At 59.3% G+C, this 13,283-nt stretch carries 12 protein-coding genes; 9 read left to right on the top strand and 3 right to left on the bottom strand.

Going from position 1 to position 13,283, the window contains the following annotated elements; all coding sequences use genetic code 11:
* Window positions 1–120 precede the first annotated feature (120 nt).
* The 9 genes from FJ940_RS24150 to FJ940_RS24110 all read left to right on the top strand — a co-directional run bounded on the left by FJ940_RS24150 (window position 121) and on the right by FJ940_RS24110 (window position 9,397).
* Complete coding sequence (locus FJ940_RS24150; RefSeq protein WP_140658155.1) at window positions 121–1,482, top strand: polysaccharide biosynthesis/export family protein; 1,362 nt, start codon at window positions 121–123, stop codon at window positions 1,480–1,482.
* Entirely contained in the window at window positions 1,479–2,141 is a 663-nt protein-coding gene (locus tag FJ940_RS24145; RefSeq protein WP_140513509.1) for a sugar transferase, read from the top strand. Before FJ940_RS24150 ends, FJ940_RS24145 begins: the two co-directional genes overlap by 4 nt.
* A complete protein-coding gene (locus tag FJ940_RS24140) occupies window positions 2,138–2,815 on the top strand; it encodes a PIG-L deacetylase family protein (protein WP_140498445.1) in 678 nt (225 codons plus the stop codon). Before FJ940_RS24145 ends, FJ940_RS24140 begins: the two co-directional genes overlap by 4 nt.
* 22 nt (window positions 2,816–2,837) lie before the next feature.
* On the top strand, window positions 2,838–4,013 hold the full coding sequence (locus tag FJ940_RS24135; RefSeq protein WP_140498446.1) for a DegT/DnrJ/EryC1/StrS aminotransferase family protein: 1,176 nt from the start codon (window positions 2,838–2,840) through the stop codon (window positions 4,011–4,013).
* Window positions 4,010–5,020: a thiamine pyrophosphate-dependent dehydrogenase E1 component subunit alpha gene (locus FJ940_RS24130; protein ID WP_140658153.1), complete on the top strand. Its 1,011-nt coding sequence runs from the start codon at window positions 4,010–4,012 to the stop codon at window positions 5,018–5,020. Before FJ940_RS24135 ends, FJ940_RS24130 begins: the two co-directional genes overlap by 4 nt.
* A gap of 3 nt (window positions 5,021–5,023) precedes the next feature.
* Window positions 5,024–5,956, top strand: a complete 933-nt coding sequence (locus FJ940_RS24125) for a transketolase C-terminal domain-containing protein (protein ID WP_140498448.1) — start codon at window positions 5,024–5,026, stop codon at window positions 5,954–5,956.
* A gap of 6 nt (window positions 5,957–5,962) precedes the next feature.
* Window positions 5,963–7,057, top strand: a complete 1,095-nt coding sequence (locus FJ940_RS24120; RefSeq protein WP_140498449.1) for a NeuD/PglB/VioB family sugar acetyltransferase — start codon at window positions 5,963–5,965, stop codon at window positions 7,055–7,057.
* A gap of 326 nt (window positions 7,058–7,383) precedes the next feature.
* Window positions 7,384–8,568, top strand: coding sequence for an acyltransferase (locus tag FJ940_RS24115; RefSeq protein ID WP_140498450.1), 1,185 nt, complete (start codon window positions 7,384–7,386; stop codon window positions 8,566–8,568).
* A 97-nt stretch (window positions 8,569–8,665) separates the two neighbouring features.
* Window positions 8,666–9,397, top strand: coding sequence for a cysteine hydrolase (locus FJ940_RS24110; RefSeq protein ID WP_140561291.1), 732 nt, complete (start codon window positions 8,666–8,668; stop codon window positions 9,395–9,397).
* A gap of 128 nt (window positions 9,398–9,525) precedes the next feature.
* On the opposite strand, the gene FJ940_RS24105 is transcribed toward FJ940_RS24110, so the two are convergent.
* The 3 genes from FJ940_RS24105 to FJ940_RS24095 form a co-directional block, all read right to left on the bottom strand.
* A complete protein-coding gene (locus FJ940_RS24105) occupies window positions 9,526–10,287 on the bottom strand; it encodes a Crp/Fnr family transcriptional regulator (RefSeq protein WP_140498452.1) in 762 nt (253 codons plus the stop codon).
* Window positions 10,288–10,418: 131 nt separating this feature from the next.
* Window positions 10,419–11,198, bottom strand: coding sequence for a response regulator transcription factor (locus FJ940_RS24100; RefSeq protein WP_140498453.1), 780 nt, complete (start codon window positions 11,196–11,198; stop codon window positions 10,419–10,421).
* Window positions 11,199–11,638: 440 nt separating this feature from the next.
* Window positions 11,639–13,225, bottom strand: a complete 1,587-nt coding sequence (locus FJ940_RS24095) for a GMC family oxidoreductase (RefSeq protein ID WP_181171808.1) — start codon at window positions 13,223–13,225, stop codon at window positions 11,639–11,641.
* Between the last annotated feature and the right edge of the window lie 58 nt (window positions 13,226–13,283).

The raw sequence follows: 13,283 nt of genomic DNA, 5'->3' as shown, positions 1-13,283 counted from the left end.
GTTAGCCAAATTAGGTGGGAACCAGACCGAAGGTTGTCACCGCTCCACCAAAGGTATGACTCATTGTCCTCGCGCAGGTGTCGCTAGGGTCTTTGCAGGAAAATTCTATGGTGGGCTTTCATGGCATCTTATTGCAATGCGACGCGGAGCAGGCGATCGACAGGCGCGTGGACCAGTACATTCCTTGCGAAAGCACTGGGATCCGCCAGTATTGCGATCCTTGCGGTTGCAGCGATTCTGATTTCCCAGCTTGATGCCTGGGCCGCGGCGGACGATGACTACAAGGTTTCGGTCGGCGATGTGGTGTCGTTTGACTTCATCGACGACGCGCTTCCCGCCGAACAACTCACGGTCGCCAGCGATGGCGCGATCAACATTCCGCTGATCGGCAGCTTTGAAGTCGGCGGCCTGACGGTGCCCGACGCCTTGAGTCGTATCCGTAAGGCATTCATCGAGCGTGAACTCTTCAATGACCCGCATATAGCTCTTGCGGTGGTGAGCTTCCGCCCGATCTTCGTCCTTGGGGATGTAAAGGCGCCGGGCTCGTTTCCTTACCAGCCGGCACTGAATGTGGAGCAGGCGGTGGCGCTTGCGGGCGGCCAGTCGACCGGGGGAGCCACGGCGGAGGATCGCGTCGTAACACGCGCCCGGTTGCGCGGAGCTCTTGATGAAAGCGTGGTGGAGATCGCCAAGGAGGCGGTCGCCGCTGCGCGCATCAAGGCCCAATTGGCAAACAGCGACAAGATCTCGGAACTGGATCTGCCTGCCAAGATCAAGGGCCTCATGAACGCCAACCTGCTCGCGACGCTGCTTCCTACCGAGCAGCGCATCCTTGAAGCAGATCAACATGCGCTGACGACACGTCGCAAGCAGCTCTCGGCGGGGATCGAAGAAGTAAATGTTGCCCTCGCCAATGTTCAACAGCTTTCGGACATACAAAAGACAGTGATCGCTTCGGCACAGGCGGATCTCGATCGCATCAGGGGCCTCAACAAGAAAGGTCTCGTCACAATCACAGACCTCTCGAACGCCGAGCGCGAAGCGACCACGCAGCAATCCCATCTGCTTGAAATCTACAATCAGGCATCAACGGTGCGCCGCGAATTGAGCCAGTTGCAGCGCGACCTGGATGACGCCACCCAGACCTGGACACACACGGCGTTGACGGATCTCCAGGCCCACAACTCTGAAATCGAGCGCCTGATCGCGGTTCGAGAATCGACCGAGGAACAGATCCTGCTGTTGAGCTCGCTGGCCGCGGAGCAGACACGCAGCAACAACTCCATCACGTTCACCTACCAGATCCGCCGCAAGGTAAATGGCCAGACCGCCACAAAGGTGGCGACCCTCGACGATCCGGTTGCGGCCGGAGATACGATCCTTGTGTCAATAAACCGCCTGGATAGCGCCCAGGACACGACAAGCCGTTCAGCCACTGCCTTGGCGACGACCTCTTCCGTCCAGGTCGGACCGTCGCAATGATCGGCCTCAGCACCCCAACAGCACGTTCCGGCGGCTGGACTGCGCGCGTTCCGCTTGGCCGGGCCATACCAAGCCGTATCGCAGCGGTGATCCTTTTGGTTCTCAGCCTGCCGCTATGGCTCGTGGCTGCTGCCATTGTCTGGGTTAGTGTCGGCCGTCCATTGTTTTTCCGCCAGTCTCGCAGCGGGCTGGAAGGTCGCCCGTTCGTGATCTGCAAGTTTCGTACGATGCACGAAGGGCGAGACGGAAATGGCATGCTGCTCCCCGACGCCTTGCGTGAGACGCCGGCCACGCGGCTGATGCGCTCCGTCCGCATCGATGAGCTGCCGCAGCTTCTCTCGATCGCCAGGGGGGACATGGCCTTCATGGGGCCCCGTCCGTTGCTCCCGGCCACCATCGCCGAATTCGGCGAGCTGGGGCGTATTCGTGGCACGGTCCGCCCCGGCCTGTCCGGATGGGCACAGGTGAACGGCAATACCCGCCTCACCAACAGCGAAAAGCTGGCGCTCGACCTCTGGTATGTGCGCAACCGCAGCCTGTGGCTCGATCTGCACATACTGGTTCTGACTGTCCAAGTGGCACTGTTGGGCGAACGTGTCGACCGCCGCCATGTCGACCATGCTTTGAAGGCTATGCCCGCCGGGACGGTCCGGCCATGAACCCAGCACTCGGTCGACTTCTGGTGATCGCACCGCATCCTGATGATGAGGTCCTGGGGTGTGGCGGCACGATAGCCCGGATGGCTGCCCAAGGCGCAGAAGTTCATGTCGCAGTGGTTACGCGAGGCAGCCCGCCCGCCTTCACAGAGGAGATGACGGAACGGGTTCGCAGCGAGGCCAAGGCGGCGCATGCCTGTTTGGGCGTGCAACAGACGCATTGGCTTGATCTGCCGGCAGCGCAGATCGCCGAGACGCCGCACGCGACGCTCAACAGGGCGCTGCTGACCCTGTTGCGGGATGTCGTGCCGGATACGTTGCTCATCCCTTTCGTCGGTGATGTGCACATGGACCACCAGCTGATCTTCCTGTCATCGCTGGTAGCGGCTCGCCCGACCCAATCTCAATATCCGCGGACGATCATGGCTTACGAGACCGTCTCCGAAACGAACTGGAATGCCCCCTATGTGACGCCGAGCTTCGTGCCGAACGTCTTCATAGACATCGCATCGACGCTGGACCGCAAACTCGAAGCTGCGTCGATGTTCGCCTCACAGATCAGAGATTTCCCGCATGAGCGTTCGATCGAAACCTTGCGGGCGCTTGCGATCGTCAGGGGCACCGCCGCCCATCTGAGGGCGGCCGAGGCCTTTGTCCTTCTGCGAAACGTCATTTGAATTCTAGCTGGAGTATTCTGCGATGAAACGCTGGCCAATCTACGACGAAGAACAAATAACCGATGTGGTAGAGGTTTTGCGATCCGGCCAGGTGAACGCCTGGACCGGCGACCATGTGAAGACCTTCGAACGCGCCTATGCGCGCAGCCTCGGCCGACGTCACGCGGTGGCGCTGGCCAACGGCTCGCTCGCGCTGGATCTTGCGATGAAGATTCTCCACATCGGCGCCGGCGACGAGGTGATCGTCACGCCCCGCAGTTTCGTCGCCTCCGCCGCCTGCGTCATGTTTGCCGGCGCCACGCCCGTTTTCGCGGATGTCGACCCGAGTTCGGGCAACCTTTCCGCCGAGACGATTGCGCCGAAGATAACGGCTCGAACAAAGGCAGTGATCGTCGTGCATATTGCCGGCTGGCCGTGCGACATGGCGCCGATCATGGAACTCGCAAAGCGCAGCGGCATAAAAGTCATCGAAGATTGCGCCCAGGCGCATGGAGCCGAATACAACGGACGACCGATTGGCTCCTTCGGCGACATAGCGGCGTTCTCGTTCTGCCAGGACAAGATCATCACGACGGGCGGCGAAGGTGGGCTTGTCGCAATGGACGACAAGAAATTGTGGCTCGCTGCCTGGAGCCTCAAGGACCACGGCAAGAACTACGATCTGGTCTTTGCCCCCCATAGGGCGACAGGGTTTCGCTGGCTGCATGACAGCATCGGCACCAACTGGCGCATGACATCAATCCAGGCAGTGCTTGGCTTGCGGCAGCTCGAGCGCCTACCCGACTGGACTCGCCAACGCGAGCGAAATGCCAGCATCTGGATGATGACGCTTGCTGAATTGCCGATGCTGCACGCGCCCCAGCTCGGTTCGGAGCATAAGCATGCCTGGTACCGATGCTATTTCTATATCAAGCCCGAGATGCTGTCCCCCGGATGGTCGCGCGACGAGTTGATTGCGGCTATCAATGCGGCCGGCGTCCCATGCTTCTCGGGAAGCTGCTCTGAGATCTATCTTGAACATGCCTTCGCGGACGCCGGGGTAGCGCCGCCCGAACGTCTGCCGATCGCACGGCAGCTCGGTGAAACGAGTATGGCTTTTCTGGTCGACCCGTCCTGGACGACCGAGGAGACCATGGCTGCCGCGTCGACGGCGCGGTCAATCCTTGTTACGGCTTCGCGCCAGCTCGAGGCAGCATGACAAAGGAACGCGCGATCAGGAAGGATGAAACCGTTCTAGCGTCTTCTCTGGCAGAGCTGCAGATAGTGACGTCGTCAGCAGCGCGGAACCTCACCCTTGCCCCTACAGAGCGTGGTTTGCTCGGATTCGAACTGCCAGCCGCGGTTCGATTTTATCAGCAGATGATGCTCATCCGGCTCGTGGAGGAGCGCTTGCTCGATCTTTTTTCCCAAGGTCTCCTGTTCGGCACGACGCACACGTCCATTGGACAGGAAGCCAATGCGGTCGGCGTGATAAACGCTCTTGACCGGGACCGCGACATTGTCTGGAGCAACCACCGCTGCCATGGTCATTTCATTGCCTATTCGGGCGAAGTCGAAGGCCTGATAGCCGAGATCATGGGGCGTGTAACCGGCATTTGCGGCGGACGCGGCGGCAGCCAGCACCTGTGCTTCCGCAACTTCCACTCCAATGGCATCCAAGGAGGCATCGCACCCGTCGCAGTTGGTAGTGCGCTGGCGCGAAAGGACGAGGGCGCCGTCGCAGTGGTGTTCCTCGGCGACGGCACGATGGGCGAGGGAGCCGTATACGAGAGCCTGAACCTTGCGTCTGTTTTCGCCGCCCCGGTGGTCTTTGTGATCGAGGACAACGAGATCGCGCAGACGACGCCCAAGCATCTGACCGTCTCCGGTTCGATCGTCGCCAGGGCCGAGCCGTTCGGCGTCCGCACATTCGCCTATGACGGCAACGATCCGATCGCGATATATGAGCTCGCCCAAGAAGCCGTAGGCTATGTACGCGCCGAATCCCGCCCTTGCTGGCTCTACTTGCGAACCGAACGGATCGGCCCCCACAGCAAGGGAGATGATACGAGGCCGGCGGAGCGTCTTGAGCAAGCTCGAGCCAGAGATCCCATACCCCCGATGCGCCAGCGCGTTGCCAACGCCGATGAGATTGACGCCTACTGCCTGAATGTCGTGGACCGCGCGGTCGAATCCGCCGCCGCGGCCGCCTTGGCGCGGGGTTGATCCATGCGTGTCGTCGAATCGATCAATCGCGCGCTACACGATCTCATGGGAGCCGATCTCCGTCTGGTGATTTTGGGTGAGGATGTTCTTGACCCCTACGGTGGCGCCTTCAAGGTCACCAAGGGTCTTTCGTCAGCCTATAAGGACCGTGTCTGGACCACGCCGATCAGCGAAGGCGGCATTGTTGGCATGGCGGCAGGCATGGCCATCAAAGGCCGGCCAGTGATCGTCGAACTCATGTTCGGAGACTTCATAGCCCTTGCTGCCGACCAGATCATCAATCACGTCGCCAAGTTCCGTTGGATGTACAACGACCAGGTTGAGGTCCCCGTCATCATCCGCGCTCCCATGGGCGGACGGCGCGGCTATGGGCCGACGCACTCGCAAAGCCTGGAAAAGCATTTTTGCGGCGTGCCCGGGCTGACGGTGCTTGCCACTCACGAGTATGCCGATCCTGGTACGCTTCTGCATCGGGCCTTCGCGTCGCGATCCCCTCACCTGATCATCGAAAACAAGGTGATGTATTCCAGGCCCGTGCTCGGACCCGACGCGCTTCCACGCCCGGCGGATGCAGATGTCGTGATCCTGACATATGGAGGTTGCGTCGAGCACGCTGTCGCGGCCGCAAAGAAACTCGCGCAAGAGGAGGAAATCGCGACCACCGTGGTGGCCGTCGAACAGCTGTCGCCCTTCCCTGGCGATGAGGTCCGAAGCCAGGTCGGCAACTGCACGCGTGTGGTCGCGGTGGAGGAAGGCTCTCCCGGCTGGGGCTTCGCGTCGGAGTGTGCGCGCGCGCTGATCGGCCGGGTCAGGCACTTCAGCGCATTGACCGGGCCCGATCACCCCATTCCCTCAAGCCGCGACTGGGAGGACGATCTGCTGCCGGGTGTGAACGCCATCCAGGCGGCCTGCATCGAGCTGTTCCAGAAAGGCTAAGCGTACATGACCGTGCTTGTCGAAGCCCCGCGGGTTAACGCCAACGAGGACAATCTCCAGCTCATCGAGATTCGGGTCGCACAAGGTGAAAGGGTCGAACAAGGCACCATTCTTTTCGTGCTTGAGACCACCAAGGCCGCAGTCGAGGTAGATGCTCCGGAGGCAGGAACTGTCGGCCTGCTGGACATCAAGGTCGGTGACTTCGTTCCTGTCGGCGCAACGCTTTGCAAAATCATCGACGAAAATTCGAATGTCGTTGTCGGGGAGACCAGCGCGGCCGATGTCGGGGCCAGCGAAGTCGCGATAACGGCTAAAGCCCGCAAGGCCGCATCCGAGCTCGGGGTCAACCTTGCGGACGTCATTCCGTCCAATGGCCGCATTGGCGAAGCCGAGGTGCGCGCTGCTGCCGGTCGCCGATCCGCCGCCAAGAGAGCCGAACCGGGCGAGCCGAGTTCCGTCGCTTTCTCCAGGCGGGCCGTCATCATCGGCGGCGGCGGCCACGCCGCCTGTTTGATCGATGCTCTCGATGGTGCCGGATACGATATCCTGGGCTGCACCGATCAAGCGTTGCCCGCCGGCCACCACGTCTGCGGCGGTATTTCGGTGATCGGCACGGAAGACTGCCTGGAGCGTTTGCTTGCGGAGGGCACGCGCTATGCTTTCATCGGCATCGGAGGCGCCCAGTCAAGCCAGGTGAGGCGGGCAATGTATGAACGCGCCACCGCAATGGGCTTCGTTCTGCCGCCTGTGATCCATCCTTCCGCGATCGTCTCCAAGGCGACCAGGATTGGACATGGCTGCCACATTCTGGCCGGCGCGAGCATCGGTCCGCGCTGTACGATCGGTAACAACGTCATCGTCAATCAGGGGACTATAGTCTGCCACGACAGCGTCGTTCAGGACAATGCGCACCTGACACCAGGCGCTATCATAGCCGGCGGAGTGGGCATCGGAGCCTTGACCGTCGTGGGAATGGGCGCAACGGTGCTCCTGGGCGTCCAGATCGGCGCCGACTGCCTGATCCACAACGGCGCGCACATCAGCGCCAATGTCGCAGACAACACCATCGTCGACGCGCAGGGCCGCCGCCATCTCCGCTAATGCATGTCGCCCAAGGCGATCTCCGGCTCGAGAAAGCGACATAGCGGGGCGGTTCGACGGGGCGGCTCTCGTGGCTGCGGCCGAGGGTTCGCCAATTCCGATCGGTGTCAGTCAAGCCGTACTTCGGTTGCGGTCCAGCGATCGCCCGCAATCAGCATCGGGCCTGGGTTAAATCAGTCCCGCAATGCGGCTGTTAGTCATCCGGTGGAGTTTTTCTGCGGCAGCCCACTACTTTTGGGCGGGGGTGTCCTTCGAATTCCCGAGCATTGCGAGACCTGGGATGGTGTACGGTGAAATGGTCTGCGGGATCCAACTTGAAGGCTCAGATGACCGTTGCACATCTCCATCCTCAGAACTCATCGGGTCCGCAGCATTTTCCCGTCGAAGCGTCAGCGAAGCCGGCTGGCGACAATTCGTTCAATGTAGCCGCGCATGGGTTGCGCGGCATTGCTTCTCTTATGGTCTTCTTCGCTCACCTCCTGGGCGGCACGGCGGAGCACGTCTACGCCTCCAATTCGGCCTATGTCGACCGCATTACGCCCTTCTGGAATTTCGGCACCTTCGGAGTCTGCCTTTTCTTCGTAATCAGTGGCTTCGTCATCCTGCCCAGTGCGATACGCTATAGTCCCGCTCAGTTTGCTGCCCGACGGTTCCTGCGCCTCTACCCTCTGTTTTTCGCGCTAAGCCTGCTTTTCATCTTGCTGAACGCAACCACCAACTTTTATCCCGAAACCAACAATCTCACAGCGGTTCTGGCAGGACTGACATTCCTGAACCTTGCAACCCATACCGAGCAATTGACGCCGAACGCGTGGAGCCTGACCTTCGAGGTCTGGTTCTATGTGTTTACGGCAGCGTTCGTTTTCCTGACGGTTCGTCGCCCAACCAGACTCGGCACAATTGCGCTCGGTCTTCTCGCGGCGCTCTTTATCGCCCGGTACCCGATCGCCTTGTATTTTCTTGCCGGCGGGCTGATCCGCCTTGCCTACGATCGATTTGAATGGGTAAACCGGGGCCGCCATCGGCTTGCCGAGAGCGGGGCGCTGGCAGCTTGCGTCTTTCTCGCCAGCCGCGGCCATTACGACTATCACTGGTCCGATTTCCAAAATGCCGAGCTTCCCTTGCTCATGGTCGCGACGGGGCTCTACTTCTGCCTTGCAGTGTCGCGGAACAGCTTGACGGCACTACTCCTTGGCAATCGGCTGCTTCGATACTTCGGAACGGTGAGCTACAGCCTGTATCTGGTGCATCCCTACACGTATCTTCTGACACGCTCGCTGTTTTCCCGCGCCCATCTTTTTTCCGGCAATGTTGTCCTATCGATGAGCGCCTTCATTTTGGCGGCGGCGGCGATCACCTGGGTGCTGACGCATTTCGCGAACCGAACGCTTGAGCTGTGGCCCTATGAGTTTGTCTATCATCAGAAGATCTATCGCTCGGCCTCGCAGCCAAGCGCGATGCGGCTTTGGCTGGCGTCAAATGCCAAACGTGCGGCATGGCTAAGGGGGTAGGATCGCCGTTGCGCGGCGGCCTGCGGCTTTTGAGGCGGATAGATAGCAGACTGGTCGTAACCACTGTTGTTAGGCTGCAAGCAGGGATGAGGACGAAATGCATCCATTTGTCATCGACGCCAAGCCTCAACCTATTTCAATTGATCCCGCTGACGCTGCCGTACTCGTCGTGGACATGCAGAATGACTTCGGCTCCAACGGTGGAATGTTCGACAGAGCCGGAATCGATATCTCCGGGATTCAACGGGCTGTAGGCCCTACTGCCAGCGTAATAGCTGCCGCTCGCGAATTGAGCATGCCCATCGTCTACCTGAAGATGGGATATCATCGCGACCTCTCGGACCTTGGAACGTCGGACGCCCCCAACCGTATTCGACATCTCCAGATCTTCGGGGTGGGCGCGAACATGACAGCCCCGGATGGCAGCGAGAGCCGGATTCTGATCCGCGACACCTGGGGAACAGAGGTCGTCAACGGCCTCAAGCCACAGGCAGGGGATGTCGTCCTCTATAAAACGCGATTCAGCGGTTTCTACGAAACCGAACTCGATTCTGTTCTGAAATCCGCAGGCGTCAAACACCTCATCGTGACAGGATGCACGACCAGCGTGTGTGTGGAATCGACAATTCGGGATGCCTTCTTCAGGGACTATCGCTGCATACTGCTGACGGATTGCACCAGCGAGCCCATCGCTTGGGACGCCCCAAGGAGCAATCATGATGCCTCGATCACGCTCGTTCAGATACTCTTTGGATGGATATCGACGTCCGACCAATTCCTGAAGTCGGTCGCAGAGCGAGTTCACGGTCGTCTTGAACTAGCCGAATGAGCAGGCGAAGCTGCCTATCAGTCGCCTTGGAGCACCGCGGCTGCCGCTCAGGGCCAGCGTAGATCAAGCCCAAACACAACCGACGTCCCGACCACTCTCGAAAGGTGCCCCGACGCATCGCCTACGATTTAGTCGTCCGACTTTGCCACAAGATCGGCGATACGGGATACATCAGGCACGTAAAGCTCTTTGGCGTGGCGCAGCACGAGTCCGATGTTTTGCAGGTAGCTCAACTCGCGTGCCACCGCCTCGCGGTGGGTGCCAATGCGGTGGGCCAGATCCGTATGGGTCGGGATAGGAGAAATCCTCGCCGAACCGTCGGCTCCGATGTCTTCAGCGCATAAGCGCAGCAACTCCTTATGCACCCGGGACCGAACGTTGAGCGTCGAAAGCTCAACGATGTGCTCGACAAGCACCTGCTGACGTTCCACCAACAATTGTACAACCGCATGCAGGGCTTCAGGATCCTGCTTGACTATGTCCAGAAAGGCACGACTGCCGATCGAAGCGATAGTGCATGGTCCCGCCGCTTCGACCGAATATGGCATCTGGATGTCGCCGCTCAAGGCAATTCCGTTAACAAGCGAGCCACGATGCGCAGGGGGGAGCGACACAATCTTGCCATTGCGGGTATAAACGAGCGCTCGAAGCTCGCCCTCGAGCAGAAAAAAAAGCCGGTCGACACTTTCGCCGGCCGGGACCAGGACGTCCCCTTCATTGAGATGCAACCAACGACAGCGGCGGTCTATCTCGATCAGCGTGGACGACTTAACATTGCTGAAATGCTCGATATTTTTCAAATCCGGCCCGTGCATATGGTTGGCATCAGCTACGGAGGTGATCTCCCCGTCAGTCTGCGGGCCTGGATATCGAACGGGCGGTTGTTTCATCCTGGGTAGCGCCCCCTTGCAAAGGTTCGCAGCCGCTTCCGTTGCGGCTGCTCCCCAAACTCAAGCAAATCACATCTACTAAAACGGTCCGTCAAGAACCATTACTCGTTGAGTGAGGCGGCACCCATATTTCAATTCCGTATGGCAATCCCTTCATACGGCGTTGTGTTGAGTATGTAGGCGACTTCGGTACGGTTTCTCGCACGAAGTTTTTTCATGACATTCCGAATGTGTACCTTGACCGTACTTTCACACATGTTGAGCTCGTACGCGATGACCTTGTTCGCCTTTCCTCGACGCAATGCCTCGATGACAGACATCTGACGCGAGGTAAAAGTGTTGTCTCCGTGCGGCTGCTGCTTGGTCGCGGACTGACCGTCGGTGACGGCGCGTCCTGAATGAAAGAGAACACTGGGCGGGACGAAAGTTCCGCCCGCCGCGACAAGCTGGATGGCCTTGGCGGCCACCTGCAACCTGACGCTGGTAGGAATATAGCCACGCGCGCCGTTTTCGACCACTTTGAGAATGTCCTCAAAGTTCTCGATATCCGATAGGATGACCACCCCTACCTCGGGCCTGGTCGCTTTCAGATGGCCTATCTGGGAAAGATGATAGTCCGCCTGGGAGTTCGACCACATCACACACATCAGGACCGTCGAAACTCTCTGCGTTTCTTCGGGATCCGCCATGTCGAACGCTTCGACCGACGCGTAATGCTGGATATGAAATGATGGCTCGATGATTTCGAGGCTTCTGCTGAAGCAGTCACACATCAAAGGCCGGCCATCGATGATTGCAATCTCGATTCCCTCTCCCGAGGACGGTGAGAGACGATTGACGTCGAGAATAGATGGATATTGATCAAGATCAGTTTTGTCCGTCCGATCATTCGCAGGCAAAAAACTTGTCATGACTCACCCCCGCGCAAATCTCGCCCCAACGGAGATTTCGCTTTTAAACCCATACCTTAACACTTTAGTAATAGCTTGTGGACCGGAGGTGGTGGTGTGACAAAACGCACAGCGCGGCCAAAATTTCGGTTTCCTCAAGCAATCAAAGTGAAAAAGTCGTGATTGCAGTATTATAGTTGGCTTCGAAGTCCATGCGCTTACCAATAGGGGGTAGCTACGGAAGTAGCGGTCATCCAGAATCGTTACGACAAAGAGCTGAACAGGGGCGGCTATGTGAGCCGTTGGTCAGACCTTCGCTCAAAACGCGCACACTTTCTCGGCAAAGCGTAAAATTACATTCAGGAGCCGGCATATTCCATATGGCGGACCTGCGGCATGAGACGTCGCAGCCTGCTCCCTTTCCTCGTCGATTGACCGCTTTGGCGAAGGTGGAGGCGAGCTTATTCGAGGCTTTGCCGCAAGTGCTGGCCCAGTCTGATAGCGAGCGCGACAATGGTGAGAGTGGGCATGTCGTTGCCTCCGGTCGGGAAGACCGAGCTGCCGGCGACGAACAGATTTGCGAGGCCGTGCACCTGGCACGAACTATCGACCACGCCGGTTCGCGGGTCGTCGCTCATCCTCGTCGTGCCCATGTGGTGTCGAACCCAGTGATATGGAATGTCTCGCTCCCCCGCCGGGTCTTTGTCCTGGCCTGGATGAATGGCGCTTCTATGCCCCAGCCGCTTCATCTCTTCAGTGATGATCGCCTGGACACGCTCAAGCGTCCGTCGGACGAGAGGCCCCACGTTCCATTGCAGCTTCACACGGGGCAGACTGAACTCGTCGAGCCTTGTATCGAGCGTGACGCGGCTTGCCGGATCCGGTTCTTGTTCCAGTATCGTGTCAAAATGAAAATGCCTTGCACGCCGACGTGAGTGCCAGATCCGTTCGAAACCTGCCGATATTGCTCCCGCCGGATGCATCAGGATAGTTCGGCCGCATTTGATAAGGTCGCGATGCAGCCGGCCTCTCCGCAGCCAGAAGGCAAGATACTGCAAAGCTTCGGAACCATCCATATGATTGACGCAAGGCCCAGGCTTGATCCATGTGCGGGAATCGAGGAGGCGCTCGCTTGCACGTATTTCGGGCCGCAGCGCCAGTCCGAATGCATCATTGGTGCCGCGGTTTTCAGGCGACAATCCGGTCGTGCGGGTCCAAGGCACGTGGAGGTCTATCATGTTGTCGGGCTGGCTGACTTGCAAGCTTCCCCATTTTACCCGGGGATGCTCCATGAAATAGCGGCCAACCAGGTCATACTGGTTTCCTATGCCATTCGGCGCCTGTCGGTTTGAAACAAGGAGCAGGCGCGCGTTTTCGATACCGCCGCAGGCCAGCACGAAAAATCGCGCACCAATCTGGAACCGTTTGTTCGGCGTACTCGCTACCTCGATGGAGCGAACCCGCCTTCCGCAGTCGTCGGTGTCGAGCCGCAGCGCCGTGGCATGCAGCACGACCTGGACGTTTTTTGCGTCCTTAAGCTTCTTGCGAAGCGTTGCTCCGAGATCCGGAGTGGGACTGAGAAAGCAGCGTTCCGAAAAGAGCGGCCCGTTTTCAGGCATGACCGCGGAAGTCGGCCAATCGGTCAGCAGGTCGTCGATTCCGAGCAGGCGGGCTGCGGTCTCATAATGGGGTAGTAATGATTTATGGTCGACGGGCCAACCACTCAGGGGTATCCAGGGCCGATGCTCGAAATCGCCATGATCCAACATCTTGCACCATCCGCCCCAACCAGCCTTGCCTGTGCTCCCGCCGAACTGACGGAGGCGGCAAAGGTCAAGAGCTTCGTAAGGTTGGCCCACGGACAGCCCGCGCGACAGCCGTTGGCGCCAGTGCTCGTACGTCATGCCACCGCTTTCGATGACGCATATGCGATGCCGCGTGCCTTCTAGTTGTGATGCTATCGCCAGGCCTGCGGCACCCGCTCCCACGATGCACACATCCGCCTCCAGGCGCATGCCTTGCGGAAAGGCGTTGCAATCTTCAATCATGGCGTCGATCGGGCATGATGTCGATCGGGACCAGCAATTGCACGCCTGTGAGAGCGTG

Origin of the sequence: Mesorhizobium sp. B2-3-7, from assembly GCF_006442695.1 — a bacterium.
Taxonomy (GTDB): domain Bacteria; phylum Pseudomonadota; class Alphaproteobacteria; order Rhizobiales; family Rhizobiaceae; genus Mesorhizobium.
This window is presented reverse-complemented; position numbering and strand designations above follow the sequence as displayed.

Excerpts from the sequence above, each read along its gene's own strand:
- FJ940_RS24150 (WP_140658155.1), top strand. The coding sequence starts at position 121 with ATGGCATCTTATTGCAATGCGACGCGGAGCAGGCGATCGACAGGCGCG.
- FJ940_RS24145 (WP_140513509.1), top strand. The coding sequence starts at position 1,479 with ATGATCGGCCTCAGCACCCCAACAGCACGTTCCGGCGGCTGGACTGCG.
- FJ940_RS24140 (WP_140498445.1), top strand. The coding sequence starts at position 2,138 with ATGAACCCAGCACTCGGTCGACTTCTGGTGATCGCACCGCATCCTGAT.
- FJ940_RS24135 (WP_140498446.1), top strand. The coding sequence starts at position 2,838 with ATGAAACGCTGGCCAATCTACGACGAAGAACAAATAACCGATGTGGTA.
- FJ940_RS24130 (WP_140658153.1), top strand. The coding sequence starts at position 4,010 with ATGACAAAGGAACGCGCGATCAGGAAGGATGAAACCGTTCTAGCGTCT.
- FJ940_RS24125 (WP_140498448.1), top strand. The coding sequence starts at position 5,024 with ATGCGTGTCGTCGAATCGATCAATCGCGCGCTACACGATCTCATGGGA.
- FJ940_RS24120 (WP_140498449.1), top strand. The coding sequence starts at position 5,963 with ATGACCGTGCTTGTCGAAGCCCCGCGGGTTAACGCCAACGAGGACAAT.
- FJ940_RS24115 (WP_140498450.1), top strand. The coding sequence starts at position 7,384 with ATGACCGTTGCACATCTCCATCCTCAGAACTCATCGGGTCCGCAGCAT.
- FJ940_RS24110 (WP_140561291.1), top strand. The coding sequence starts at position 8,666 with ATGCATCCATTTGTCATCGACGCCAAGCCTCAACCTATTTCAATTGAT.
- FJ940_RS24105 (WP_140498452.1), bottom strand. The coding sequence starts at position 10,287 with ATGAAACAACCGCCCGTTCGATATCCAGGCCCGCAGACTGACGGGGAG.
- FJ940_RS24100 (WP_140498453.1), bottom strand. The coding sequence starts at position 11,198 with ATGACAAGTTTTTTGCCTGCGAATGATCGGACGGACAAAACTGATCTT.
- FJ940_RS24095 (WP_181171808.1), bottom strand. The coding sequence starts at position 13,225 with ATGATTGAAGATTGCAACGCCTTTCCGCAAGGCATGCGCCTGGAGGCG.